Raw genomic sequence first — 25,606 nt, 5'->3', positions numbered from 1 at the left:
ATAAATCATAACATTTAAAACAAATTTTAGTTTTTTTCGTATATATACAAGTATTTTTTCATTTTATTTTACAAGTGAAGTATGTTTTTATATATTTGTCGAGAATTGTCATTTAAAATATATGCAAATGCCCAAATATCTTATAATTACCTTATTGCTAGTACTTGGTTTTAACAATGCAGTTAAAGCACAATTTGGTTTTTCGCATGAAGTTGGTGCGATTGTTGGACCTGTTGCTTTTCAATCCGATTATGGTGTGCGAGGCGACGGCGAAACAAATTTTGGAAATACAGGTTTTGGTATTGGAATTATTCACTACATGAATTTCTCTTACCGAGCAGATTGTAACTGTTATGCAACACCAACTTATTTTAATGACCATTTCAAAGTAAGAAGCGAGCTTTCTTATAACAAGACTAACCTTGAGCATTATGGAAAATGGGTTGATGACAACAAAACATCTATAAAGGCTCAACAACTTAGAGCAATGAAAGGAAGCACAGCTGTAACCAATATTGGAATGCAGTTAGAATATTTTCCATTAAGTATCAGAGAATTTTCTTCAACGCCCGGAAAACTTGCACCATTTGTGAGTTTAGGTGGACAATTTAGTTATTTCAAACCAGAAGCTTATTCTGAGTTAGGTCTAGGTCTTGGACAATTGTTGGAAGTTACTCCGGTAAAATATATCGATGGTGTAACCAACGAAAGCGGAACAGTTTGGTCTGTTGTAGCGAGTGTTGGAACACGATATAAATTAACGGTACTTTCTGATTTAATGATTGATTTACGTTGGCAATATTATTTTTCTAACTGGGTTGATGGTTTAAATCCGAATCCACAAGTTTACACAGAAAATAAAGCAAACGATTGGTTAGTGTGGCTAAATGTAGGTTACATTTATTACTTAGATTAATCGATTTTATAGTATAAAAAATCCCGTCAACTTTTTGCTGACGGGATTTTTGTTTTTATCTGAATGCCTGTTCAATATCGGCTAATAAATCATCAATGTCTTCTACTCCAACACTTAGACGAACTAAATCGTCTGAAATTCCAATCTCTTTTCTTTTTTCTTCAGGTATAGATGCATGTGTCATCAAAGCCGGATGATTGGCCAACGATTCAACTCCACCTAATGATTCTGCTAAAGTGAATACTTTTAGTTTTTCTAAGAACGAAATAGAGTCTGCTTTTTTACCTGATTTGAATGTAAAAGAAACCATTCCACCAAAACCGCCAATCATTTGTTTTTTAGCAATTGCATGAAATGGATGGTCTGGTAAACCGGGATAAAATACCTTTTCTACTTCAGGATGATTGCTTAAAAATTCGGCTACTTTCATTCCGTTTTCACAATGTCTTTGTACTCTTAGGTGCAAGGTTTTAATTCCTCGTAGCACCATATAACTGTCTTGTGGACCTAATGTTCCTCCGGTTGCAAATTGTGCAAAGTGTAATTTCTCACCTAATTCTGCATCTTTTACAATCAAAGCTCCGGCAATCACATCAGAATGACCTCCTAAATATTTGGTTGCCGAATGCATCACAATATCCGCACCTAAATCCAATGGTTTTTGAAGATAGGGTGTAGCAAAGGTGTTATCTACTGCAAAAAGGATTTTCTTTTCATTTGTAATTTTAGCGATAGCAGCAATATCAGCTAATTTCATCAACGGATTAGTAGGTGTTTCAACCCAAACTAATTTTGTGTTTGAATTTATTAAGGATTGAAATTTCTCCAAATTATTCATATCAACAAAATGGAATTTGATACCAAAATCTTGATAAATACGAGAGAACATACGGTACGTTCCGCCGTATAAATCATCCATTGCAATTACTTCGTCGCCGGGTTTTAATAATTTTAAAACGGAATCTGTTGCTGCCAAACCGGAAGCAAAGGCTAAACCGCGAACACCATTTTCAATACTTGCCAACGCATCTTCCAATGCTTGACGAGTTGGATTGGCCGCTCTACTGTATTCATAATGATTAATGGGAACACCCGGACTTTTTTGTGCAAAAGTAGACGTGTTATAAACCGGAGGCATTACTGCTCCTGTGCTTGGATCATGGTGTTGACCACCATGTATAACTTTTGTGTTGAACTTCATAATTTATTTATTTGTGCAAAGATAAGAAGTTGAAATTTATAAATTTTCTAACTTATTCCTAAAGATTCGATAAATTAATTAGAAGTGGAACTAATTACAATTCAAATACTCACAAAAATCTGTACTTTTGCATCATGGAAACAAATAGACAAAAAAAAATAGGGAGCGTTTTACAGAATGATTTAGTTGATATTTTGCAAGGCGAAGTGCGTAAAAACGGAATTTCAAATTTGATTATTTCTGTTTCAAAAGTTTCTGTTACAACTGATTTATCGGTGGCAAAAGTATATTTAAGCGTTTTTCCAACCGAAAAAGGTCCGGAAATTTTAGCTGCAATCAAATCGAATACACCTTTAATTAAACATGATTTATCGCAACGTGTAAAACTTCAATTACGCAAAGTGCCCAACTTAACTTTCTACATTGATGACTCATTGGATTATATCGAAAAAATAGATAAAGCATTAACTGGCGATGTAAATCCGATTGAAAATCCTGATCTTTTAGAAAAAAGAAAGAAATCTTAAAGTGAAATTTCCGCTTTACATAGCCAAACGTTACTTATTTAGTGGTAGTAAAAACACTGCCATAAACATTATTACACTCATCGCATCGGTGGGGATAATTGTAGGAACCATGGCTTTGTTTGTGGTAATGTCGGTTTTTAGTGGATTAAAAGATTTCAGCTTGTCTTTTTCAAATGATTTTGATCCGGATTTAAAAGCGGTTGCAAAAACCGGAAAAACCATCTTAATCAGTCCCCAACAAGAAACCGAAATTAGTAAACTCGAAGGTGTTGCACATTTTAGCAAAATCATTGAAGAAAGAGCACTTTTTACCTTTAACGGAAAAGATTTATTAGCTAACATTAAAGGAGTTGATAAAAATTTTAATCAAGTAAACCAAGTCGAAAAAACTATTTTTCAAGGTCAATGGATTGAAGAAGATTCCGAAGAAGTTGTAGTTGGTCACGGCATTAGTCAGAAGCTTTCCATGGGATTATTTGATTTGGTGAATGTTTTTGAAACCTTTGTTCCCAAACCGGGAAAAGGCACGATTGATTCGCCGGATGGAGCTTTTAACCGTTCCGTTTTAGTTCCGGTGGGATTTTATTACATCAATGAAGAACTCAATCAGAAATATGTTTTTGCCGATTTAAGTATTGTGCAGGAATTATTGGCTTATAAGTCCAATCAAATTTCCGGAATTGAGTTAAAACTCAAACCGAATGCAGACGAATCTGACGTTATTGCTTCATTGGAAAAAATTCTGCAAAACAATGTCGTCATCAAAAACAGAGCTCAACTGAATGAATCGCTCTATAAAATGTTGAATACCGAAAATTTGGTTTTGTATCTTATTTTTTCGTTGGTAATTACAGTCACGCTTTTCACATTAGTCGGGGCTTTGATTATGATAATTATTGAAAAAAAATCAAATTTAAAAACCTTATTCAATTTAGGTTCTGATATAGAAGATTTGAGAAAAGTTTTCCTTTATCAAGGGTTTCTAATTTGCTTCCTAGGATGTTTGATTGGTTTAGTTTTAGGAATTATTGTTACGCTTCTTCAACAACAATTTGGTTTTATTATGATTAACCAAAGCATGGCCTATCCGGTTCGGTTTTCGTTTGCAAATGTATTGATTGTGATTGCTACCATTGCCGTTTTAGGATTTCTTGCCTCATGGATTGCCAGCAGCCGCGTCAATAAAAAATTGTTGGAATAGTCTCCGTTTTATAAAATAATTTATATTTGTACTTCACTTCAAGAATATGATAGTATTTTTTTGTCCTTATTTCGTATAAAGACGTTCTTCTCGCTTTAATTTAATCTGAAAGTTCTTTCAGATAAATTTTTATTCACTTAATCTTTATTAAAAATGACAGAAAATAAACTATCAAAGGGTATGTTTTCACGTATCTTTTCTACTATAAAAATGGCTTTAAAAGGCGAAGCCGATTTTGATTATACTTCCGGAAAAATAAAAACCGCCGTTATTCTGCTTGCTATTCCGATGGTGTTGGAAATGATGATGGAATCGGTTTTTGCTTTAGTCGATTTGTACTTTGTCGGTCACTTGGAAAACAGCAGCTTTGCTGTTCAAACCGTTGGATTAACCGAATCTGTTCTTACTATAATTTATTCATTAGCTATCGGAATCAGTATGGCAGCCACAGCGGTTGTTGCCCGAAGAATTGGCGAAAAAGATCCGGTTGCTGCGGCAAAAGCTGGTATGCAGGCGATACTAATTGCTGTTGCTGTAAATACCATTCTCAGCATTTTCGGAATCATTTATGCCACCGATATTTTAATTTGGATGGGTTCTTCGCAAGAATCAGCCATTTACGGAACTTCGTTTGTTCAAATTATGATGGGAGGAAGCGTTTCCATTATGTTACTTTTCCTAATCAACGGAATTTTTCGTGGTGCCGGAAATGCTGCTATTGCGATGAAAAGTTTGATGTTGGCGAATGGTTGTAATATTATTTTAGATCCAATTTTGATTAACGGTTGGGGTTCTATTCCGGCTTATGGTTTAACCGGAGCTGCTATTGCGACTACAATTGGAAGAAGTATTGGCGTTATCTATCAAATGTATCATCTCTTCAACGGTAAAGGTGTTATCAAAATGATGGTTGCTTACATAACTCCTGATTTTGATCAGATAAAAGCGTTAGTTAAAATTGCTGCACCCGGCGTTTTGCAATTTGTGATTGCTTCGTGCAGTTGGATTTTTATGGCAAACCTTGTCGCCACAACCGGAGGAGACGTTGGTTCAGCGGGTTATCAAACCGCTCTTCGGATTATGATGTTTTTCATTCTTCCCGCATGGGGATTGAGCAGTGCTGCCGCCACTTTGGTGGGTCAGAATTTAGGAGCAAAACAAATTGAACGTGCCGAAAAATCAGTGATGGTTACCGCAAAATACAATGTGATTTTTATGGGAATTATTATGATTGTCACGTTAACCGCCGCCCGCCCGATTATTACTTTATTTACAAATGATAAAGCAGTTTTGGATATTGCTGTAGAAGCCATTCAAATTATGAGTTTAGGCTATGTTTTTTATGGAATCGGAATGGTGCTAATCAATGCATTTAACGGTGCGGGAGATACGTGGACACCTACAAAAATTAACTTCTTTGGGTTTTGGTTGTTTCAAATTCCGTTGGCTTATTTTTTAGCGAAGTTTTTAAAAATGGGTCCAACCGGAGTTTTTATGGCGGTTCCGATAGCAGAAACGTGCATTACCATTGCCGGTTATATTTTGTATAAAAAAGGGAAGTGGAAAAAAATGGTGGTGTAACCTTTTTATTTTTAACCATATAAGTCAGATAGACTAATTCTAGGGTTTAGATAAATTGAGCGGAGCGAGAACAAAAAAACCTATATAAATAAGCTTACCATGATTTTGTTGAACAGTTTTTAACTAAAATGCAAGAGTTGATATACTGTCCCTAATTCTTAAGCTATCTTGAATTCTATTATTTAAATCCAAATTATTTCTTTCCATTTGAATTTCTTTTTCACGTAATTCTTTAACTTTTTGTTTTTCGTACATTAAATCTGAATAATATAAACCAAATTTTATAAAATCATTACTATGGTCTTTTTGTAAAGGATTTAAGTTGAAATTTTCCCAAATATGTATAACAAGGTTATTATTAATCCAAAAAGCTCGGTTTGAATGTTCTGAATTCATTTCTAAGAGGGGTTTGCCATATTTTTTTTCCAATAATTGTAAATAATTGAAATAATTCCTTTCTGGATTATAGTCTCCATAATTATCATACAAGAAGCCATTAGATCTTAATGATATGGCTTTTAATTTATTGGAAGAAAAGGTTGGGTACAGTTCGAAGCTATTTCCAAAATCGGAGGGTCTATCATGTATTAGAAAAGGAAAAATTAAAGTATCATTTCTTTGTAATAATGTTTCTTTATCAATATTTAATTTTGCTAGCCTTTCAAATTCTTCTCTTGAAATATTAGAATTAAAATTTAAAAAAAGTTTTTGTGTTGTTGCTGATACAGAATGATTTAAAATAGCATTTTCTTGGAAAGTAATGAATTCTGAAAAGCTAATATTATTGTATTCGACTGCTTCTTTTTTATTACATGCGATAAATAAAATAAATAATAAAAGTAATTTGTTTTTCATAATAAATTATTATCCATTTAAACCGTCTGATAATTAGCATATACTTCAGCAATTTCTTCAAAAAGTGCCATTAACGGCATTGCTCCATCGGTTGTAACTAATTTTTGTTTGTATTCTTTGAATCCGTGAATACCTTTGAAATAATTGGTATAATGACGACGCATTTCAAAAATTCCAACGCGTTCGCCTTTCCAATCCATTGACCAAATTAAGTGATTTCGGGCGGCTTCAATGCGGTCTTTCATCGTGGGTTCAGGTAAATGTTCGCCTGTTCTGAAATAATGTTTGATTTCGTTAAAAATCCAAGGATAACCAATGGCGGCACGGCCAATCATCATTCCATCCAAACCATATTTATTTTTGTATTCCAAAGCTTTTTCGGGTGAATCGATGTCACCGTTTCCAAAAATGGGCATCGTAATTCTCGGATTGTTTTTTACACGAGCAATGTGCGACCAATCAGAATGACCTTTATACATTTGAGCACGCGTTCTTGCGTGAACGGTTAACGCTTGCACACCAATGTCTTGTAAACGTTCAGCGACTTCATCAATGTTGATGGAATTTTCATCCCAACCTAAACGGGTTTTTACTGTTACCGGAAGATTCGTTCCTTTGATGACGGCTTTGGTCAATCGAACCATTAAATCAACATCTTTTAAAACTCCCGCACCGGCTCCTTTGCAAACGACTTTTTTAACCGGGCAACCAAAATTAATATCTACTAAATCGGGTTGAACGGTATCCACAATTTTGGCAGACATTTCCATTGCTTCTTCGTCACCACCAAAAATTTGGATTCCAACCGGACGTTCGTAATCAAAAATATCAAGTTTCATTTTGCTTTTCATCGCATCACGAATCAAGCCTTCGGATGAAATAAATTCAGAATACATCAAATCGGCTCCGTGCAATTTGCATAAGCGACGAAACGGCGGATCACTCACATCTTCCATTGGAGCAAGAAGTAAGGGAAAGTCGGGTAAGATGATGTTTCCGATTTTTGGCATTGAATTTTTTTTGCAAAGATAGGGAAACAGGTGGGGTTTGCAAAATGAGCTATGTCTAAACCTGACAGGTTTTCAAAACCTGTCAGGTTTAACATCTTTAAAATCCAAAACTTTGCTTTATATTTGCACACAATTCTCTAAGGAGCAGGGTTTGCGTTAGGGATTGCAGTGGAAAGCCCACAGGAACGGTGTAGCGATAGCGAAACCGTGACGAGGACTTGGAACGGAAAGCCCGACCCTTGGGGAACGCCCAAAAAATTTGAATTAAACGAAGATGAAGAACATACGAAATTTTTGCATTATTGCTCACATTGACCACGGGAAAAGTACGTTGGCCGATCGTTTATTGGGGGCTACTCAAACGGTGACGGCTCGTGAGGAAAAGGCTCAGTTACTGGACAACATGGATTTGGAGCGTGAACGTGGGATTACGATTAAGAGTCATGCGATTCAAATGGAATATACATACAAAGGCGAGAAATATATTTTGAATTTGATTGATACGCCCGGACACGTTGATTTTTCGTATGAAGTTTCGCGATCCATTGCCGCTTGTGAAGGGGCTTTGTTGATTGTGGATGCGGCACAAAGTATTCAGGCTCAAACGATTTCCAATTTATATTTGGCTTTAGAAAACGACTTGGAAATTATTCCGGTGTTGAATAAAGTGGATTTGCCAAGTGCCAATCCGGAGGAAGTGAGCGACGATATTATTGATTTATTAGGTTGTAAATTAGAGGATATTATTCACGCGTCGGGTAAGACCGGTTTTGGTGTAGAAAATATTTTGGCTGCGATTATTGAAAAAATTCCCGCTCCAAAAGGAAATGTTGATGAACCGTTGCAGGCGTTGATTTTTGACTCGCATTACAATCCGTTTCGTGGTATTGAAGTAATTTTCCGTGTGAAAAACGGTGAAATTAAAAAAGGTCAGAAGATTAAATTTATGGCCACCGGAAACGAATATTTTGCGGATGAAGTTGGGACGTTGAAGTTGAATCAAGTTCCGAAAAATGTGATTTCAACCGGTGATGTAGGCTATTTAATTTCGGGAATTAAAGAGGCAAAAGAAGTAAAAGTAGGTGATACATTGACCGATGCTAAAAACCCTACTACTAATATGATTACAGGTTTTGAGGATGTGAAACCAATGGTTTTTGCCGGAATTTATCCTGTTGACACCGAAGACTATGAAGATTTACGAGCTTCGATGGAAAAATTACAATTGAACGATGCGTCGTTGGTGTTTTTACCGGAAAGTTCTGCTGCTCTTGGTTTTGGTTTCCGTTGTGGATTTTTAGGAATGTTGCATATGGAGATTATTCAGGAACGTTTGGAGCGTGAGTTTGATATGACTGTGATTACAACGGTTCCCAACGTTTCGTATCACGCATACACGAAGAAAGAACCGGATACAATTTTGATTGTAAACAATCCTTCCGATTTGCCGGAGCCATCTAAATTGGACCGTGTGGAAGAACCGTATATCAAAGCAACCATCATTACCAAATCGGATTTTGTGGGGAATGTGATGAGTTTGTGTATTGAAAAACGCGGTGTGATTACGAATCAAACCTATTTAACGACAGAAAGAGTTGAGTTGAATTTTGATATGCCGTTGGCCGAAATTGTATTTGATTTTTATGACCGTTTGAAAACGGTTTCTAAAGGATATGCTTCGTTTGACTACTCACCTATTGGGATGAGAACGTCAAAATTAGTAAAATTAGATGTGTTGTTGAATGCTCAATCGGTGGATGCTTTGTCGGCTTTGATTCACGAAGACAATGCCTATAATATTGGTAAGAAAATGTGTGAAAAACTGCGTGAATTGATTCCGAGACAACAGTTTGACATTCCGATTCAAGCGGCAATTGGTGCGAAGATTATTGCTCGTGAAACGATTAAAGCGTTGCGAAAAGACGTGACCGCCAAATGTTATGGTGGAGATATTTCCCGTAAACGAAAACTGTTGGAAAAACAGAAAAAAGGAAAAAAGAGAATGCGTCAGGTTGGTAATGTAGAGATTCCGCAAGAGGCGTTTATGGCGGTGTTGAAGTTGAATGATTAATTGTAGAGACGTTGCAATGCAACGTCTGTACGAAATGCGATGCAATATTTGAATAATATAAACCCAACAACGAGAGTTGTTGGGTTTTTCATTAGCCCACGGTTTCAACCGTGGGATGAAAATTGTTTTCTCCACGGTTCACAAAACCCCACGGTTGAAACTGTGGGTTAAATTCAAAGCCAAAAAAAAGCTGTAATTGACAAACGCTTAGACCGTATGATAACCATTTCAACTCGGCTAAATATGTTTAAATTAAGTAAATTTCTCCACAAAATCATATTTTATCAATTCCCATTCTTTGTTTAGTAAACATATAGGATTAAAGTCGGTATCTGCTAATTCAAAATCTAATAACTGATTTTTTAATGTTTTACTATTACCGTATGGATATCGCTTTTCAAATAACTCAATAAATTGAGAAAGCTCATAATTCTCTAAGAAATAATGAATATCCCAAAAGTCTTTTTTTCTTCCTTTGTTATTAATGACATCCAATTTCATAGCAATTATTTCTTCTGAAGTTGCCATTCTTACGTTGTCAATAATCAATTCATTAAAAACAAAATTATCGGTGTAATAAACATCAATTTTTACAAAATCATCTTTTGATAAGCCAACTTCAAAATAGGTGCCAAATGAAATTAAATCAACATCTCTGTAATTGCAATAGGGATATTTATTTTCTAAAAAATCTCTAATTTTTTTAAAATCGATAGAACCATACTCATCATCAGTAAATAAATCAATATCAACTGATAAACGATGCCCAAATTGTAAACTTAATGCAGTTCCTCCAACCAAACGAAAGTGTGAAAATATTTCTTCATTCATCAAATCTGATAAAATGGATTTTAGTAACGGTGAAACAGTATTCCAAAACATAATTATCTTTTAGCAGGAAATAATTTATTAATTCTTTCTACTTCATCCTTTCCATAAAATCGAATGATTTCTTCTTGTTCTTCTTTTGTACCATAGGCAAATACTCGTGTAATAACAGCACGTCTCATTAACTTCCAATCTATTTTATCGAGAGTAGTATCCCAAAATGTATTTTTTCTTAATTTAGACAAATTGGGTTTATACGATTCATCTTTCTTGATAATTTTAATATCATAATGAGCCTGAAGTGTCATCAAAAAACCTTCTTCTAAACCTAATTTATCTTCAATTTTTATAGCCAAAGAAGTATTTATGTTTCGCTTACCGTTAATTATCGCATTAAGTGTTTGTGGATGTTCACCTACAGCCAATGCCAATTGACGTTGATTGCTGTTTTGTTTTTTCAGTTCTCTGTCAATTATTTTTCCGGGATGAATCCCTTTTATATATTTAAGGATAGCATACATATTTCTACTTTTACACAAATGTAAACAAATTTGTTTATATAATTATCGTCTTACACATCTGAAATTATGAATAAAATTAGAAAAATAAACCTTTATATTTGACAAACGCCTTTTATGTAAGACGAAACCCCAAAACGCTTTGACCTCATTGTTGTTCGGTTTTCCATTAGCCCACGGTTTTAACCGTGGGATGAAAATTGATTTCCCTCACGGTTTACAAAACCCCACGGTTAAAACCGTGGGTTAAATTCAAAACAAAAAACACTATATTTGACAAACGCCTTTTATGCACGACGAAACCCCAAAACGCTTTGACCGCATTGTCGCCATTCTCATCCAATTACAATCCAAAAAGATTGTAAAAGCACACGAATTGGCCAAACGTTTTGACGTAAGTTTGCGAACCATTTACCGCGATATTAGAACGTTAGAAGCTTCGGGAGTGCCCATTTACAGCGAAGCCGGTTTGGGTTATTCTTTGTTAGAAGGTTATCGGTTACCGCCAGTCATGTTCACCCGCGAAGAAGCCGAAAGTTTTATTGCTGCCGAAAAACTTATGGAAAAATTTTCAGATAAATTAATCGGAGATCAATATGCTTCGGCGATGTTTAAGTTGAAAGCGGTATTGAAAAGTGCCGATAAAGATTGGGTTTCTACCATCGAATCCAATGTGGTCATGCAGCCATTAGAAAAAACATTTCCTAAACAAGCTCCACATGCATTGGCTTTTATTTTTCGAAGTATTGCGGACAAAACGCAATTAATTTTGGATTATCAAGCTTTTGAAGCCGATGAAAATACCGCCAGAACCATCGAACCAGTGGGTGTTTTTCACGACCACAACAATTGGTATGTGTTGGGCTATTGCCATTTGCGGAACGATTACCGCCAATTTAGAACCGACCGCATTCACAACATTAAAAAAACGGAAAACGCTTTCACGAAAGAACACGAAGCATTGGAATTTTATTTGAATAAAGACAAAGAAGAATATCCCACCACAAAAGTCGTTATTTCTATTGAAAAGAAAATGGCAAAATACCTTTCCGGCGAACGAAAATACCACGGATTTGTCTCCGAAAAAGTAGTTGGTAATAACGTAGAAATGACTTTTTTATGCAAAGATATTCAAGATGGTTTCCCTAGATTTTTTCTAATGTTTGGTGATTTTGCTAAAATTATTGAACCCGAACAGTTAAAAGTTAGAGTGTTAGAGTTAATGGAATTAATAAAAGAAAAAATGCTAAAGTAAAAACGTTTAATTTCCTTTTCAAGCTTTAGAAAAAATTACAAAAAGACCTCACTTTTCCAACAAATCATTGGTAATAAAAAGTATTAAACCAAACTTACGTTAAAATTTGTATTTTTAGGGTGCCAAAACCTGCTATCCGCTGCAATCTTTTTCAGTCAGGCTTGTTTTTGTAAGCCCAAAAAAGAGCTTCTTTTAGTCGCTTTTTTTGAGCAACAAAAACTAAGCCCGCCTTTCAAAAGTATTTCCGCTACTATCAGGGGCACAAACCGTAAATCAATCAATAAGCCATGAACATTCACATCATCGGAGGAGGTAACTTAGGCGTTGCCATAGCAGTAGGGTTAGCCAATTTTTCCAAAGGAAATCACATCACAATTACCCGCAGAAATACAGCTCAAATTCAACATCTTTCACAAAACGGAATCACTATTTCTTCCAACAATATCGAAAACATTGATAAAGCTGATTTAATTATTCTTACCATCAAACCCTATCAAATCGACACGGTTTTAAACGAAATCCTGCCGCATATTTCCAATAAAATTATCGCTTCGGCGGTGAGTGGCGTTTCGTTGGAAACCTTACAACAAAAAACAAAAGGAGCACATCCCATTGTTCGAATTATGCCCAACATCGCCGCTCAATTTGCCGAAAGTGCCACGTGTATTTCTTTTTCAGAACAAAATAAAGAAGCTGGTGAACAAGTTGTCTCCTTATTCAACCACCTCGGAACTGCCATCGTGATTGAAGAAAAACTGATGGATGCCGCCACCGTTCTCGGTGCGTGCGGAACTGCGTATGCGTTGCGATACATCCGTGCTTCAATGCAAGCCGGAATTGAAATCGGTTTTGATGCTCAAACTGCTTTAGCTATCGCATCACAAACCGCAAAAGGTGCAGCTAAAATGGCTTTGGAAGAAAAAATTCATCCTGAACAATTAATTGACAGAGTAACCACACCGCAAGGTTGCACAATTGTTGGATTAAACGAAATGGAACATCGCGGATTTAGTTCTGCTTTAATTCGTGGAATAAAAACTTCGTTGCAAAAGATTAAGGAGTAAAAAGTTTAATTAACAGACAATAATATTTTAAATAAAAATATGAATTTAAGAGAAAAAATAGACAAAAAAAGAGATGAAATTATTTCTGAATTATATGATTGGGCAGAAACCTTTAATCCAGAAAGTATTCTTTACAACACAAATGCTATAGAAGAAGAAGATGAGTTGGAGATGTTGGATTCTTATAATTCCGTATGTGAATTGGTAAATAAATTAGAAAAAAATGAATGTAGTGAAAAAGATTATGAAGATATACTTTTCCATATTGAACAAATAAATCACAATGAAAAGATTATTAAATTATAAATTAATCTGATATTGAATTCTTCTGGTTTTTATTCTTTCTTCTAATTCTTGTATAGTTAAAAAAGCAAATGATGAACCTTTTTCATTTAAACTGACAAAACAAAATCTAAATCTAGAACCAAGAATTTTACCAAAATTAAATTCATTTTCAGTTGCTCCAAAAAAGAAGCCTTTTGGGTTTTCAGGCAGATATTTTTTAGTTGTTTTTAATTCTACTAAAATAATATCTTCTAAATAAGTATGAATAAAATTAGCATCAGCTATCTTTCCAACCATTTCTGGTACATAAATTAAGTCGAAAGCTTGTAGGAACCTATATTCTATTTTCAATAAATCTAATAATTCTTTTTTTGTAGCTAAATCAATTTTAAAAAATCCAGTGTAATTTTCAATTAGAAAGTTTACCCCTTCTTTTTCAGTAACATTATTTGATAATGTCAGTACAAATGAGTGTTTCCTTGACATTACTTTTCTGATTTTATTTCATAATTTTTATAATTATGATTTGGATTTATAATTTTTAAATCTAAAAGTTCAGAAAGATTAACTTCAAAAACTTTTGCAAATACAGCCATATTTGAAAGTGAAATATTTCTTTCGCCTCTCTCAATCATTCCGATATAAGTTCTGTGAAAACCAGTTAAAAAAGATAATTTTTCTTGGCTGATTTTTTTTTGAAGTCTTAGTTGCTTAATTCTGTCTCCAAATTCTTTTTGCAGAAATACATTTATCATAAAACAAAACTATACATATTGTATGTCTTGATCAACAGACAATGTGTATCCATATTAAAAGTGTTCAATAAAAAAAACAGAAAAATTTATATATGGAATTAAGTAGTGAAGTTTTATTTTTTATGTAAATTTGACATAGGCTATAATTGGGTTTTTTCGGATAAAATAGTTGGTTGGTTTGAAAAAGCTGAGATAACTATAAAAATATTTCGCTTAGCAAAAAATACTGTAGATACATATTCTTTACCAAAAGAAGATAAGTTTGCAAACATGAAGGAATAGACAAAATATTGCTTTTGGCTAAATAATTCATACGTTAGAGATGAAATTTATCTTAAATAAATTATTAAATTGAACAAAAAAAAAATAAAAATCCTACACCTCGATTCCAATCATCCTCTTTTGTGGGAGCAATTGGAAGCAATGGGTTTTGAAAATCATCAGGATTTTACTTCATCCAAAGAAGAAATTGAAGCTAAAATTCAGGATTATCAAGGAATCGTGATTCGTAGCCGATTTAAAATTGACAAAACTTTTTTAGATAAAGCCATCAATTTACAATTTATCGCTCGAGTTGGTGCCGGTTTAGAAAGCATTGACTGTGACTATGCCATTTCAAGAAACATTCACCTCATCGCCGCTCCCGAAGGCAACCGAAATGCGGTGGGCGAACACGCATTGGGAATGTTACTTTCGCTGATGAACAAATTAAACCAAGCCAATCACTCCGTAAAAAATGGAAATTGGCTCCGTGAAGGTCATCGTGGTTATGAATTGGATGGAAAAACAGTCGGCATCATCGGGTATGGAAATATGGGAAAAGCATTTGCCAAAAAACTGCGTGGTTTTGATGTTGAAGTTTTATGTTATGACATTTTACCTTTTGTTGGCAATCAAAATGCCAAACAAGTTTCATTAGAAGAATTACAACAAAAAGCAGATGTGCTGTCGCTTCATATTCCATGGACACCTGAAACCGATAAAATGGTTAATGAACAATTCATAAACGCATTTGCCAAACCATTTTGGTTCATCAATACCGCCCGAGGAAGAGCAGTTGTGACAGCCGATGTAGTGAAAGCACTCGAATCCGGAAAAATTCTTGGTGCCGGATTAGATGTGTTGGAATACGAAAAACTCTCTTTCGAAAAATTATTCGAAGGCGAAAAACCGGAAGCTTTTACCTATCTTTTAGAAGCAGAAAACGTTTTGCTTTCACCACACATTGCCGGTTGGACGTTTGAAAGTCATCAAAAATTAGCTCAAGTTATCGTCGATAAAATCAAAACCATTTATTTTCCAACAGAAGAAATCGCTGAAATAAAAAGAGTAACCGGAATTGGGGGATTCTTTTTTAAATCAAATGATTCTAAAAAATTAGTGGAATGGTATGGTAAATATTTAGGTCTAAAAACCGATCAATACGGCTCCACTTTTTGGTGGAAAGACAAAGATGGTAATGATTGTTCCACGCAATGGTCGCCGTTTGCGGAAGATATCACCTATTTTTCTCCATCCGAAAAACAATTTATGCAAAATTTCCGTGTAGAAAATTTAGAACTGCTTTTAGAAAAATTAAAGCAGGAAGGTGTAACAATTGTGGGAGATATGGAGACTTATGATTATGGAAAGTTTGGATGGATTTTGGACCCCGAAGGAAATAAAATTGAACTTTGGGAACCAATTGATAAAGCATTTCAATAATTTTTATATTTTTATAATCATTTTTCAACTTAATCAATCAAATTTTATGGAGACAACTCGACCTACAGAAGACTGGAATAAACCAAATCATGATTTACCAAGACAAGAGAATAAAAAGATATTGGCCGGTATTCTAGCTATTTTATTAGGTTCGCTGGGCGTTCACAAATTTATTCTTGGATATAATCAGGAAGGAATAATTTTATTGTCTATTTCAATTGTTGGTTATGCCACAATTTGTTTGTTAGTAGGCGTTTTCATTATTTGGATTCCGGGATTAATAGGTTTGATAGAAGGAATTATTTACCTAACTAAATCAGACGAAGAATTTTATACTACTTATCAGCTAAACAAAAGACCTTGGTTTTAGGCATAAAAAAAGTCCCTTAGGGACTTTTTCTTTTTTAACCTTTATCTTTTTTCTCCAACTCGGCTTGGAATTCTTCCATCACCGGTTTAACGGTGCTTTCCGGAATATCAGAAATCCGAATATACATTAATCCGTCGACCGCATTGTTAAAAAGCGGATCGACATTAAATGCAACCACACGAGCATTCTGTTTGATGTACTTCTTAATTAAAACCGGTAAACGCAAATTGCCGGGTTCAACTTCGTCAATAATTTTGTCAAATTTGTTCAAATCGGCTTCCGTTTCATTAAATACAAAGTCTTTGTCTGCATCTTTCAGTTTCACTTTATATTCCTTTTTCGGATGAATGTATTGAGCAATATATGGATCATAATAATGCGATTTCATAAACTCAATCATCAATGATTTGGAGAAATCTGAAAATTGATTACTGATGCTCACGCCGCCGATTAAAAATTTGTGTTCCGGATAACGTAGCGTGGTGTGCACAATTCCTTTCCATAACAAAAATAAAGGCATTGGTTTTTGCTGGTATTCTTCAATAATGAATGCCCGACCCATTTCGATGGATTTGCTCATCATATCATATAACTCGGGTTCAAAACGGAACAACTCATGTAGATAAAATCCATCAATACCGTATTTTGTATAAATCTTTGAACCAAATCCCATTCGGTAAGCTCCCGCAATCATTTGAGCTTCATCATCCCACAAAAACATGTGATGATAGTATTTGTCGTATTGATCTAAATCGAGTGATTCATTTGTGCCTTCGCCGATTGCTCTAAACGTAATTTCACGTAATCGACCAATTTCGTGCAAAATATTCGGAATTTGATCGGCCGTAACCAAATAAACTTGGTAATTTTTACTTTGTAATAATCGACATTCGCTAATGCTTTTGATAACAGCCATCTCTTCCAAAATTTTATCCTGATTGGCAGGTTTGGCAATTTCTTTCGGGCTTTTTGGGAATTTCAAGCTTGGTGCTGCTAACAATTTATTGCCCTTTTCAAATGCATTGGCAAGCATGTACGTCTTTTTTCTGAGAAATTCTGAATACGATTCAATACTTTCGTATTCATTTTGTTCAGCTACTGAAATTGGTTTTCCGATTCGAACTTTAATTACACGTTTCTTCTGAGTTAATAATTCCGAAGGTAATTTTGCTGTTCGAAACGTATCATTCAAACTCGATAAGAAGTAAAATAACCGACTGTTTTTTGCGTGAAAATAAATCGGAACAACCGGAACTTGAGCTTTTCGGATTACTTTAATTGCTCCTTCTTCCCACGGTTTATCCACTACTAAAACACCATCTTTATACGTTGAAACTTCTCCGGCAGGAAACATTCCCAATGGTTTTCCATCGCTCAAGTGACGGAGCGTTTCTTTGATTCCGACCACACTGGATTTGGCATCTTTATGATTTTCAAACGGATTCACCGGCATAATATACGGTTTCATCGGTTCGATTCTGTGCAACAAAAAATTAGCTATAATTTTAAAATTGGGTTCACGTTCCAACATTAATTTCAACAATAAAATACCGTCAATTCCACCCAGCGGATGATTGGAAACGGTGATATACGGACCTTCTTTAGGGAGGCGTTTTAAATCTTCTTCGGGAATTTCAAATTTTATCTGAAATTCATCTAAAATGCTATTGAGAAAAGTTACTTCCGATAAATGTTTATTTCGATTGTAGATTTTGTTTAACGTAGAAATCTTCAATACCTTCATAAGCAACCAACCAATGGATGTGCCAATGAAACCATATTTATCAACATTTATTGCTTTGGCAACTTCTTTCGCGGTAACTAACCCCATTCGTTATTTATTGTTTGTGTGGTTTTGGTGAAAGTAACAAATATAGTAATTCTGACAGTATCAAATTCAAAAAAATAAACAAAAACTGTAAGTTGTTAAACATTTATTATAATATTGAATTGTGGTTTTGATACTCAAGGTTTTTAACTATTTTTGAAAAACTTTATCACAAATTTTAATGAGAATTATTTCCTATAATGTAAACGGAATTCGTGCTGCCATAACCAAAGGTTTTTTAGATTGGCTCAAACAGGCAAATCCTGATATTATTTGTCTACAAGAAATTAAAGCTACTGAGGATCAAATTCCTACAGAAGCTATTACCGAAGCGGGCTATCCTTATCAATATTATTTTTCGGCTCAAAAAAAAGGGTATAGTGGAGTTGCCATTTTATCTAAAACAGAACCAAAAAATGTAGTTTTCGGAACAGGAATTCCCGAAATGGATTTTGAAGGTAGAAATCTGAGAGCCGATTTTGAAGATTTTTCTGTAATGAGTTTATACCTTCCATCGGGAACAAATATTGACCGATTAGATCATAAATTCAAATATATGGATGATTTTCAAATGTATACTAATGCATTGAAAGTTGACATTCCAAACTTAATTATTGCCGGCGACTACAATATTTGTCACGAAGCAATTGATATTCACGACCCGATTAGAAATGCCACTGTTTCCGGATTTTTGCCTTCTGAACGAAAATGGATTGATGGTTTTATGAAAAGTGGATTCATTGACAGTTTCCGTCATTTTAATAAAGAACCGCATCATTATTCGTGGTGGAGTTACCGTGCGAATGCCCGAAACAACAACAAAGGATGGCGGATTGATTATCATTTGGTGAGCGAACCCATGCGAGACCGATTAAAAAGAGCGGTCATTCTTCCGGAAGCCAAACATTCGGATCATTGTCCGATTTTAGTAGAAATTGATTAACAAAAACCTCAAATAAATAACAAAATGATTAAAAAAGTTTCATTTCTTCTGCTTGTGGCAGCTTTGTCTGCTTCATGTGTTTCCAAAAAAGTGTTCAATGAATTAGAAGGAAAATACGCTACCTTAAAAAAGCAGCAACGTGAATTATCGGATGAAAATCACGACTTGGAAAAAACTAAAAATAAATTAGAAAATGATTTAAAGTTAAACCAAGATGAATTAGCAAAAGTAAAAGCCGAACGTGATAAATTACTAAATGATTACACCACCGCTTCCAATAATTTAAAAACATTACAAACTTCGTACGCTGCATTAGAAAAAAATTCGGATGAAGCCTTGCAAGCCAATATGAAGAAAAACAGAGAATTATTAGCTCAATTGGATGCCAAAGAAAAAGCATTAGCAGCCGAACAAGAGCGTTTAAATAAATTGCAAGCCGATTTAAAAGACCGTTCGCAACGGGTAACCGATTTAGAAAACATGATTTCATCAAAAGAAGAAAGCATGCGAAAACTGAAAGAAACACTTTCCAAAGCCTTAAATAGTTTTGAAGGAAAAGGACTTACCGTGGAACAAAAAAACGGAAAAGTCTATGTTTCCATGGAAAATAAATTACTATTCCAAACCGGAAGTTGGGCGGTTGGTACCGAAGGAAAAAGAGCCGTTGTTGAGGTTGGAAAAGTACTTGCTCAAAACCCGGACATCACCGTATTAATTGAAGGTCACACCGACAATGATAAAATCTTAGGTTCTATTGGTGGAGGAATTGAAAACAACTGGGATTTATCGACCAAAAGAGCAACAGCCATTGTGAACATCTTAGCCGAAAACAAAGGTGTTTTAAAAGAAAATTTAACCGCTGCCGGACGTGGTGAATTTGCACCGTTAATGGCAAATGATTCTCCAGAAAACAAAGCCAAAAACCGCAGAATCGAAATTATTTTGACTCCGAAATTGGATGAAATTTCTAAAATGTTGAATGATTTGTAATATTAGGTTCTGAGGGACAAAGGTTCTAAGACACTAAGGTTTTCTACCTCAGTTCCTTAGAACCTTAGCACCTTAGCACCTCAAAAGATAAAAATGAAAACCACCACAATCCCCAATACCTCCCTAAAAATCAGTAAAATTTGTTTAGGAACGATGACTTTTGGCGAACAAAACTCCGAAAGCGAAGCTCATGAACAATTGGATTATGCTGTTTCTCACGGAATCAATTTTATTGATACGGCAGAAATGTATCCTATCGCTTCCCGAAAAGAAACGTTAGGAAGTACCGAACGATTCATTGGTAGTTGGTTAAACAAAAGAGGTAAACGTGACGATTTAGTAATTGCCACCAAAATAGCCGGGCCCAATCGTGGGATGGAATACATCAGAAAACCACTTGATTTCTCCGCAAAAAGCATCAAAGAAGCGGTTGATTTAAGTTTGAAAAACCTGCAAACCGATTACATTGATTTATACCAAATGCATTGGCCGGAACGGGTGATGAATATGTTTGGGAGGAGGGGGCTGACCGGAATTGATACCAATTGGAAAGAAAATTTTGCTGAAGTTTTATCTGTTTATGATGAATTAATCAAAGCCGGAAAGATTCGGCACATTGGTGTTTCTAACGAAGCTCCGTGGGCAGTGATGAAATTCATCAGCGAAAGCGAAAAACATAATTTACCGCGAATTGCCACAATTCAAAATCCGTATTCACTATTAAATCGATTGTTCGAAGTAGGTTTGACCGAAGTTTGCATGCGAGAAAATATCGGTTTAATGGCTTATTCTCCGCTTGGTTTCGGCATTTTATCCGGCAAACATTTAAACGGAACACAATCCAATTCCCGAATAGATTTGTTTCCGCAATTCACTCGCTACACTTCTGAAAACGCAACTAAAGCTACCAAATTATACCAAGAATTAGCTCAAAGTCACGACTTAACATTAACGCAAATGGCATTGGCTTTTGTGCAACAGCAACAGTTTGTGATGAGCACAATTATTGGAGCCACTTCCTTAGCACAACTAAAAGAAAACATTGATTCACATGAAATTGTTCTTTCAGAAGAAATTTTAAAAGAAATTGATGCGATACAAGAAATGATTCCGAATCCGGCACCTTGAGTTATCGGTTGTCGGTTATCTGACGTTTGTTAAAAGTCGCAGGATACCCCGCAATCTTGTCATTCCGATTTCTATGATAAAACCAAATTTTTTTGATAAGGAATTTGGTTTTTAATTACTGCAAAAACCCTATGTATTATTTTGTTTCTAACTGCATTTATAACGCTCATTTTATTTTTACCTTCTTCTACTTTTCGAAGATAATAATTTCTTAAGTCATTATCATTCCTAATAGCACTCATCGCTCCTAGATGCAAGACACTTTTAACTGTTTTATCAGCAAGCCTTGACACTCCGGATCTTCGCTTTATTGATGTGCCTGACTGAAAATCAAAAGGAACAACTCCGCTATAACAGGCCATTTTCCTTGGATCTGTTATAGTTGTAAACCCTTCCGTTTTTGCCAAAATAATCCACGAGAGCACTTTACCTACACCAGGAACAGACTTCATCAATTGATAATTATTTTTTAAATCTGATTCACTAGAGATAACTTCTTCTATACTTTTTTCTATGTTTTTAATTTGAATATCAATACTCTTAACAAGTTGCAAATTTAATTTCAGCAATTCCTTGTCCATATTAATTCCTTTCATCAGTTTGTAGTCATCCTGCTGGCTCGTCAATTGTTTTCTCATTTTTATTCTTGCTGCTCTTTCTGTAAGCAGTACTTTAATTTTTCTGATTGTCAAGGATGAAGGTTTCCATGGTGTAATTTCTTGATGGTTCTTCTCGATAAAATTACAAATTCGAAGTGCATCAACCTTGTCATTTTTTCCTCTTGTAAGGCCCATACTCTTCTTTAAGTGTAAGGGTGATATGATATAAACTTTAAAGTTGTGAGATTCCAAGACCTGCAACAAATTCCAATTATATTTACCCGTATTTTCCATAGCTACAATAGGATAGCTAGTAGAATAAATTTTAAAAAAACGCTTAATACTCTGTACTTTGTTTTCAATAGTAAAATAGGAAACTTTTTCATCTTTGATACAAATGTCTAAAGTCTTCTTACTGATGTCAATGCCAATAATAATGTTTTTCATAACTTTGCTTTTAACGTTAAACAAGTGATTTGAGAAATTCATCATAAGCTCAACTCCTTAATAATGGGTCTGGTTCCCTAATTTCTATTTGAGTCTTTGATGAAAAGGGAAGCTAAAGTCTTAATCGAAATATGAGTAATTAACTCTGACGCAGGAATAGTGTACTTTTGCTTCCTTTCTCAATCATAAATTTATTGATTTTTTCTAAAAACAAATCTAAAGGACGAAGGAGAAATCTCAGTCCCAGTTTTACACAATCCTGTAAAAAGTAATCAAAAACTTTGTGCCTTAACTTCTTTGTGGCAAAAAATCCTCACCCCTCCCGAAGCCTCGGGACTCTCCAAAGGAGAGGGAGACTGGGCGTAGTAATATTGCACTTAATTAGCAGTAATGAATCCGCTTTAATCCATTATAGCGAAGCTGTCAAAATCTGTAAAAATCCGCGTTTTGCGTAGCAAATCCGTTCAATCCGTGTTCCATTTAAGGACGTTTAATCTCAGGTACAGTTTTAAGACACAGTTTTCCGATCTTCTTGTAAAAAGCAATCAAAAACTTTGTGCCTTAATTTCTTTGTGGCAAAAAAAGAATAAAAATTCCCCATAAACTTGTCATTCCGTAGGAATCACCGTTATATGAGATTCCTACGGAATGACAAGTTTGAGGTAAGTATGTCGTGAATAGAATTACTTCACCACCAATTTACTAGTAAAACTACCTCCATTCACATCCTCAACAGAAACAAAATACAATCCCGATGTAAGGTTATCAATAGCAACAGTAGTCAATTCTAAGTTACCCATTTTTTGATTGGCAACTCTTTTTCCCATCGAATCATAAATAGTCAATTCGTTTAAATTCAACAAATTAGAATTCTGAATTGTAAATGAATTATTGGCAGGATTAGGATATAAACTCAAACCATTTTGTTGAAAATCATTTGTACTTAAACTCGTGTCAATTACTCTGGAAATCACACCATTCGAAATACCGACCCAATATAATTCGCCATTCACATCTTCGCCAAACGAAACCACATTTCCTGAAAAAGCATTGGCTGTCCATGTAATTGGGCCTCCATCCACATCGATATAGCCAATTTTATTGTTGCAATAATCGGCAAAAACATATTTGTTTTGAAGTGCAGGATAGGTTGTTCCTCGGTACACATAACCTCCTGTTAATGAGCAGCCACCCGTAGATGCATGCGTGTACTGTGCAATAGGAAAAGTATAATTAGACGAAGCTCCACAGCCAGAAGTATTATAGGCAGAATTTCCTTCATAACAACGCCAACCGTAATTTAAACCCGCTTCGGTGGAAGTTGCTTTGTTGATTTCTTCAATAGCATTCTGACCCACATCGGCAATCCAGATGTCACCGGTTAGCCTGTCGAAAGAGAATTTCCAAGGGTTTCGCACACCAACAGCCCAGATTTCATCTTCGCCGGCAATGCCAACATAGGGGTTGTCTGCCGGAATTGCATAACCGGTTTCGCCATCTACATCAATACGAAGCATTTTGCCTAACAAGGAGTTCAGGTTTTGTCCATATCCATTAGGATCGCCACCGCTACCGCCATCGCCCATACCAATGTATAAATAACCATCAGGACCAAAATTAAGCGAACCACCATTGTGATTAGAAAACGGTTGAGCAATAGTCAACAGTATTTCGGCACTAGCGGAATTGGCAACGTTTGGATCGGTAGTGCTCACCGTATATTTTGCAATTACTGTGGCTCCGTCACCAGAACGGGTGTAATTCACATAAAAGCGTCCGTTAGTGGCATAATCAGGGTGAAAAGCCAAGCCCAACAAGCCGCGTTCGCCACCTGCAGTAATGATTGACGTTAAGGATAAAAACGGCGTAGTATTAATTGTTCCGTTTGCATTGACAATACGGATTAAACCGCCTCGTTGCACCACAAATAAACGGTCGTCACCTGCATTCACTAGAGCAACCGGACTCGAAAAACCGGAAGCAAACGTTTGCAAACCAACTGTTTGCGAGAAAACACTTGATGCAAACAGTAAAACACATAATTGTAGTATTCTTTTCATAGCATTTTTGTTTTGGATTACGTAAAATTAGTAAAAAAATATAAACGGTGCTAATTATTAACAAGTTAGTCATTGATTGAGTTAAAATAAGAATGATTTATGTTATTTTTAGGAAATGGTTTCTGCTTCTCCATTTTATAAATTTGAATTTGGCGTTAGAGGATGCCAATTTTTACATCCTAAAGTCCATGTATCGGGTTATAGTACCAAGACTGAACAAAATTGATATCATTAGAGACTATATTAAACAAAAAACCACCCCAAATTACTTCAAGGCGGTTCAACCACAATCCAACTAAAATTAGTTTACCACTACATAGCCTTTTGCTTTGGCAAAACTGTGAATAGACGTTGCCATTGCATTGCCCAAATCGTCTTGGGTTTTGGTGTTTTTTGATTCGTTGTCAATAAATTCTTGACGTTTCTTGGCCAACTCGGTCATTTCTTTTTGAATGGTTTCTCGTTCTTTGGTTTTCTGAGTTACAATCGTTTTAATTTCTTCTTTCGATTTGTTCTTTAGTTCCGCCGGAAGTTCTTCTTCTTTCAAATTGTCTAAGGCTTTGGCATCGGTTTTGGCTTTATCCACCAAATCCCAACTGTCGTTTTTATACACTGCTTTTGATTTACTTACGGAACGCTCCGCATAATTGGCCGTAGAAATCGATTCAGCATTGGCGTCTTGCACTTCTTGGCTTCTTTTTTTCTCCATTCCTTTTGCACCATAGCCAATATAGGTCGCATTCAACCGCACATTGCATTGCGAAATCCGGTCGTCATAAGGCGTCACGATATAGCGAACTTTGGCGTTGTAATCAATGTTAAAGTATTTTCCTTTGCCCACATCGGCACCGTCTTTCCAAAAGGTAGAAATCCCTTCGGTAGCATCCCCACAGAAAATCGTGTTGATAAAAATGTCTTTTTTCAACGCATCGGCAATGGCTTCTTTATAGTTGATGTTACCTTGATTAAACGGTTCGTTTCCGGCAATATACACGAGTTTCATACTCTTTTGATGATCATCCCAAGTCAATTTATCAACGGATTCTTTAATCACAGCTCCGCAATATTCGTAACCGCCGTTGGTTCGCAACGCAAACAGTTGTTCCGAAATCAAATCCAAATCGGTGCTCAACGGCGTAATTTGTCGGATATAATTGGATTGCATACTCAATCCGCTGTTGCCGTATTCGTATAACGCAATTTGAATTTCCGGACTTTTGCCTTCGTATTTCAATGTGGTCAAGGTGTTCACGATGTTCCACAAACGCGACTTGGCTTGTTCAATCAAACCATCCATACTGCTCGAAGTATCTAATAATAAAGCCACTTGAATTTTGGTTTCGGCTGTTGCTACCACAGTTGTTTCAGGTTGTGGATTGATAGCTAAGGTTTCTTTTTTGTTCTCGCAATTGCTAAATAGTAAGCAAGACGATAACAGGGCGAAGGTTAAAATTACATTTTTCATACGAT

Annotated in this window: 24 protein-coding genes and 1 pseudogene; 14 read left to right on the top strand and 11 right to left on the bottom strand. The window is 35.4% G+C overall.

Features of this window, described 5'->3' with window-relative positions:
* The first annotated feature begins 127 nt into the window (after positions 1–127).
* On the top strand, positions 128–916 hold the full coding sequence (locus tag M0M57_RS05325) for a THC0290_0291 family protein (protein ID WP_248436061.1): 789 nt from the start codon (positions 128–130) through the stop codon (positions 914–916).
* A 55-nt stretch (positions 917–971) separates the two neighbouring features.
* On the opposite strand, the gene M0M57_RS05320 is transcribed toward M0M57_RS05325, so the two are convergent.
* A complete protein-coding gene (locus M0M57_RS05320; RefSeq protein ID WP_248436059.1) occupies positions 972–2,117 on the bottom strand; it encodes a cystathionine gamma-synthase in 1,146 nt (381 codons plus the stop codon).
* A gap of 134 nt (positions 2,118–2,251) precedes the next feature.
* Here M0M57_RS05320 and rbfA point away from each other — a divergent pair, with 134 nt between their 5' ends.
* From rbfA to M0M57_RS05305, 3 genes are all read left to right on the top strand, one after another.
* Positions 2,252–2,644 (top strand): 30S ribosome-binding factor RbfA, encoded by a 393-nt coding sequence (gene rbfA / locus M0M57_RS05315; protein WP_248436057.1) that lies wholly within the window; start codon positions 2,252–2,254, stop codon positions 2,642–2,644.
* A 1-nt stretch (position 2,645) separates the two neighbouring features.
* Positions 2,646–3,845 (top strand): ABC transporter permease, encoded by a 1,200-nt coding sequence (locus M0M57_RS05310; RefSeq protein WP_248436055.1) that lies wholly within the window; start codon positions 2,646–2,648, stop codon positions 3,843–3,845.
* A gap of 180 nt (positions 3,846–4,025) precedes the next feature.
* Positions 4,026–5,426 (top strand): MATE family efflux transporter, encoded by a 1,401-nt coding sequence (locus M0M57_RS05305; RefSeq protein WP_407647469.1) that lies wholly within the window; start codon positions 4,026–4,028, stop codon positions 5,424–5,426.
* A 123-nt stretch (positions 5,427–5,549) separates the two neighbouring features.
* Here the strand turns inward: M0M57_RS05305 and M0M57_RS05300 are convergent, their stop codons facing one another.
* Complete coding sequence (locus M0M57_RS05300) at positions 5,550–6,281, bottom strand: hypothetical protein (RefSeq protein WP_248436051.1); 732 nt, start codon at positions 6,279–6,281, stop codon at positions 5,550–5,552.
* Positions 6,282–6,298: 17 nt separating this feature from the next.
* The gene (gene dusB, locus M0M57_RS05295) at positions 6,299–7,291 is read right to left on the bottom strand and encodes a tRNA dihydrouridine synthase DusB (protein ID WP_248436049.1); all 993 of its coding nucleotides are present in this window, start codon (positions 7,289–7,291) and stop codon (positions 6,299–6,301) included.
* Between the two features lie 274 nt (positions 7,292–7,565).
* On the opposite strand from dusB, the gene lepA reads away from it, so the two are divergent.
* Entirely contained in the window at positions 7,566–9,362 is a 1,797-nt protein-coding gene (gene lepA, locus M0M57_RS05290; RefSeq protein WP_248436047.1) for a translation elongation factor 4, read from the top strand.
* A gap of 252 nt (positions 9,363–9,614) precedes the next feature.
* Here the strand turns inward: lepA and M0M57_RS05285 are convergent, their stop codons facing one another.
* On the bottom strand, positions 9,615–10,244 hold the full coding sequence (locus M0M57_RS05285) for a nucleotidyl transferase AbiEii/AbiGii toxin family protein (protein ID WP_248436045.1): 630 nt from the start codon (positions 10,242–10,244) through the stop codon (positions 9,615–9,617).
* Positions 10,245–10,246: 2 nt separating this feature from the next.
* Complete coding sequence (locus tag M0M57_RS05280; RefSeq protein ID WP_248436043.1) at positions 10,247–10,711, bottom strand: HigA family addiction module antitoxin; 465 nt, start codon at positions 10,709–10,711, stop codon at positions 10,247–10,249.
* A 286-nt stretch (positions 10,712–10,997) separates the two neighbouring features.
* Here M0M57_RS05280 and M0M57_RS05275 point away from each other — a divergent pair, with 286 nt between their 5' ends.
* The 3 genes from M0M57_RS05275 (at position 10,998) to M0M57_RS05265 (ending at position 13,333) form a co-directional block, all read left to right on the top strand.
* Positions 10,998–11,963, top strand: coding sequence for a helix-turn-helix transcriptional regulator (locus M0M57_RS05275; protein WP_248436041.1), 966 nt, complete (start codon positions 10,998–11,000; stop codon positions 11,961–11,963).
* Positions 11,964–12,250: 287 nt separating this feature from the next.
* Positions 12,251–13,027 (top strand): pyrroline-5-carboxylate reductase, encoded by a 777-nt coding sequence (gene proC, locus M0M57_RS05270; RefSeq protein ID WP_248436039.1) that lies wholly within the window; start codon positions 12,251–12,253, stop codon positions 13,025–13,027.
* Between the two features lie 39 nt (positions 13,028–13,066).
* Complete coding sequence (locus M0M57_RS05265; protein ID WP_248436037.1) at positions 13,067–13,333, top strand: hypothetical protein; 267 nt, start codon at positions 13,067–13,069, stop codon at positions 13,331–13,333.
* Here M0M57_RS05265 and M0M57_RS05260 read toward each other — a convergent pair.
* The gene (locus M0M57_RS05260) at positions 13,328–13,798 is read right to left on the bottom strand and encodes a hypothetical protein (protein WP_248436035.1); all 471 of its coding nucleotides are present in this window, start codon (positions 13,796–13,798) and stop codon (positions 13,328–13,330) included. The two genes, M0M57_RS05265 and M0M57_RS05260, sit on opposite strands and share 6 nt — an antisense overlap.
* Positions 13,798–14,067 carry a helix-turn-helix domain-containing protein gene (locus tag M0M57_RS05255; protein ID WP_248436033.1) on the bottom strand — a complete coding sequence of 90 codons (270 nt, stop codon included), beginning with the start codon at positions 14,065–14,067 and terminating at the stop codon, positions 13,798–13,800. Before M0M57_RS05255 ends, M0M57_RS05260 begins: the two co-directional genes overlap by 1 nt.
* Before the next feature lie 351 nt (positions 14,068–14,418).
* On the opposite strand from M0M57_RS05255, the pseudogene M0M57_RS05250 reads away from it, so the two are divergent.
* From M0M57_RS05250 to M0M57_RS05245, 3 genes and pseudogenes are all read left to right on the top strand, one after another.
* Positions 14,419–15,363 (top strand): annotated as a pseudogene (locus tag M0M57_RS05250) (2-hydroxyacid dehydrogenase); the annotation flags it as partial.
* Between the two features lie 84 nt (positions 15,364–15,447).
* Positions 15,448–15,771: a VOC family protein gene (locus M0M57_RS16725; RefSeq protein ID WP_326930624.1), complete on the top strand. Its 324-nt coding sequence runs from the start codon at positions 15,448–15,450 to the stop codon at positions 15,769–15,771.
* Positions 15,772–15,817: 46 nt separating this feature from the next.
* The gene (locus M0M57_RS05245; protein ID WP_248436032.1) at positions 15,818–16,141 is read left to right on the top strand and encodes a TM2 domain-containing protein; all 324 of its coding nucleotides are present in this window, start codon (positions 15,818–15,820) and stop codon (positions 16,139–16,141) included.
* Between the two features lie 34 nt (positions 16,142–16,175).
* On the opposite strand, the gene M0M57_RS05240 is transcribed toward M0M57_RS05245, so the two are convergent.
* Positions 16,176–17,972, bottom strand: coding sequence for a GNAT family N-acyltransferase (locus M0M57_RS05240; RefSeq protein WP_248436030.1), 1,797 nt, complete (start codon positions 17,970–17,972; stop codon positions 16,176–16,178).
* Positions 17,973–18,150: 178 nt separating this feature from the next.
* On the opposite strand from M0M57_RS05240, the gene M0M57_RS05235 reads away from it, so the two are divergent.
* The 3 genes from M0M57_RS05235 (at position 18,151) to M0M57_RS05225 (ending at position 21,030) form a co-directional block, all read left to right on the top strand.
* Positions 18,151–18,912: an exodeoxyribonuclease III gene (locus M0M57_RS05235; protein ID WP_248436028.1), complete on the top strand. Its 762-nt coding sequence runs from the start codon at positions 18,151–18,153 to the stop codon at positions 18,910–18,912.
* A 24-nt stretch (positions 18,913–18,936) separates the two neighbouring features.
* Positions 18,937–19,902 (top strand): OmpA family protein, encoded by a 966-nt coding sequence (locus M0M57_RS05230; protein ID WP_248436026.1) that lies wholly within the window; start codon positions 18,937–18,939, stop codon positions 19,900–19,902.
* A gap of 93 nt (positions 19,903–19,995) precedes the next feature.
* Positions 19,996–21,030: an NADP(H)-dependent aldo-keto reductase gene (locus tag M0M57_RS05225; RefSeq protein ID WP_248436024.1), complete on the top strand. Its 1,035-nt coding sequence runs from the start codon at positions 19,996–19,998 to the stop codon at positions 21,028–21,030.
* Between the two features lie 71 nt (positions 21,031–21,101).
* Here M0M57_RS05225 and M0M57_RS05220 read toward each other — a convergent pair whose 3' ends face one another.
* The 3 genes from M0M57_RS05220 to M0M57_RS05210 all read right to left on the bottom strand — a co-directional run bounded on the left by M0M57_RS05220 (position 21,102) and on the right by M0M57_RS05210 (position 25,601).
* Positions 21,102–22,076: an IS110 family RNA-guided transposase gene (locus M0M57_RS05220; RefSeq protein ID WP_248435101.1), complete on the bottom strand. Its 975-nt coding sequence runs from the start codon at positions 22,074–22,076 to the stop codon at positions 21,102–21,104.
* A gap of 683 nt (positions 22,077–22,759) precedes the next feature.
* The gene (locus tag M0M57_RS05215) at positions 22,760–24,136 is read right to left on the bottom strand and encodes a PQQ-dependent sugar dehydrogenase (RefSeq protein ID WP_248436022.1); all 1,377 of its coding nucleotides are present in this window, start codon (positions 24,134–24,136) and stop codon (positions 22,760–22,762) included.
* A 301-nt stretch (positions 24,137–24,437) separates the two neighbouring features.
* Positions 24,438–25,601 (bottom strand): VWA domain-containing protein, encoded by a 1,164-nt coding sequence (locus tag M0M57_RS05210; RefSeq protein ID WP_248436020.1) that lies wholly within the window; start codon positions 25,599–25,601, stop codon positions 24,438–24,440.
* Positions 25,602–25,606 lie beyond the last annotated feature (5 nt).

The organism is Flavobacterium azooxidireducens (assembly GCF_023195775.1).
GTDB classification, from domain to species: Bacteria; Bacteroidota; Bacteroidia; order Flavobacteriales; family Flavobacteriaceae; genus Flavobacterium; species Flavobacterium azooxidireducens.
The sequence above is the reverse complement of the archived record's forward strand: the minus strand, read 5'-3'. Positions and strand labels throughout refer to the sequence as shown.

Bases quoted from the DNA above. Each gene is read 5' to 3' on its own strand.
- M0M57_RS05265 (WP_248436037.1), top strand. From the start codon at position 13,067: ATGAATTTAAGAGAAAAAATAGACAAAAAAAGAGATGAAATTATTTCT.
- rbfA (WP_248436057.1), top strand. From the start codon at position 2,252: ATGGAAACAAATAGACAAAAAAAAATAGGGAGCGTTTTACAGAATGAT.
- M0M57_RS05210 (WP_248436020.1), bottom strand. From the start codon at position 25,601: ATGAAAAATGTAATTTTAACCTTCGCCCTGTTATCGTCTTGCTTACTA.
- M0M57_RS05245 (WP_248436032.1), top strand. From the start codon at position 15,818: ATGGAGACAACTCGACCTACAGAAGACTGGAATAAACCAAATCATGAT.
- M0M57_RS05235 (WP_248436028.1), top strand. From the start codon at position 18,151: ATGAGAATTATTTCCTATAATGTAAACGGAATTCGTGCTGCCATAACC.
- M0M57_RS05325 (WP_248436061.1), top strand. From the start codon at position 128: ATGCCCAAATATCTTATAATTACCTTATTGCTAGTACTTGGTTTTAAC.
- M0M57_RS05240 (WP_248436030.1), bottom strand. From the start codon at position 17,972: ATGGGGTTAGTTACCGCGAAAGAAGTTGCCAAAGCAATAAATGTTGAT.
- M0M57_RS05225 (WP_248436024.1), top strand. From the start codon at position 19,996: ATGAAAACCACCACAATCCCCAATACCTCCCTAAAAATCAGTAAAATT.
- M0M57_RS05275 (WP_248436041.1), top strand. From the start codon at position 10,998: ATGCACGACGAAACCCCAAAACGCTTTGACCGCATTGTCGCCATTCTC.
- M0M57_RS05230 (WP_248436026.1), top strand. From the start codon at position 18,937: ATGATTAAAAAAGTTTCATTTCTTCTGCTTGTGGCAGCTTTGTCTGCT.
- M0M57_RS05280 (WP_248436043.1), bottom strand. From the start codon at position 10,711: ATGTATGCTATCCTTAAATATATAAAAGGGATTCATCCCGGAAAAATA.
- dusB (WP_248436049.1), bottom strand. From the start codon at position 7,291: ATGCCAAAAATCGGAAACATCATCTTACCCGACTTTCCCTTACTTCTT.
- M0M57_RS05305 (WP_407647469.1), top strand. From the start codon at position 4,026: ATGTTTTCACGTATCTTTTCTACTATAAAAATGGCTTTAAAAGGCGAA.
- M0M57_RS05255 (WP_248436033.1), bottom strand. From the start codon at position 14,067: ATGATAAATGTATTTCTGCAAAAAGAATTTGGAGACAGAATTAAGCAA.
- M0M57_RS05320 (WP_248436059.1), bottom strand. From the start codon at position 2,117: ATGAAGTTCAACACAAAAGTTATACATGGTGGTCAACACCATGATCCA.
- lepA (WP_248436047.1), top strand. From the start codon at position 7,566: ATGAAGAACATACGAAATTTTTGCATTATTGCTCACATTGACCACGGG.
- M0M57_RS05300 (WP_248436051.1), bottom strand. From the start codon at position 6,281: ATGAAAAACAAATTACTTTTATTATTTATTTTATTTATCGCATGTAAT.
- M0M57_RS05285 (WP_248436045.1), bottom strand. From the start codon at position 10,244: ATGTTTTGGAATACTGTTTCACCGTTACTAAAATCCATTTTATCAGAT.
- M0M57_RS05260 (WP_248436035.1), bottom strand. From the start codon at position 13,798: ATGTCAAGGAAACACTCATTTGTACTGACATTATCAAATAATGTTACT.
- M0M57_RS05220 (WP_248435101.1), bottom strand. From the start codon at position 22,076: ATGAAAAACATTATTATTGGCATTGACATCAGTAAGAAGACTTTAGAC.
- M0M57_RS05215 (WP_248436022.1), bottom strand. From the start codon at position 24,136: ATGAAAAGAATACTACAATTATGTGTTTTACTGTTTGCATCAAGTGTT.
- proC (WP_248436039.1), top strand. From the start codon at position 12,251: ATGAACATTCACATCATCGGAGGAGGTAACTTAGGCGTTGCCATAGCA.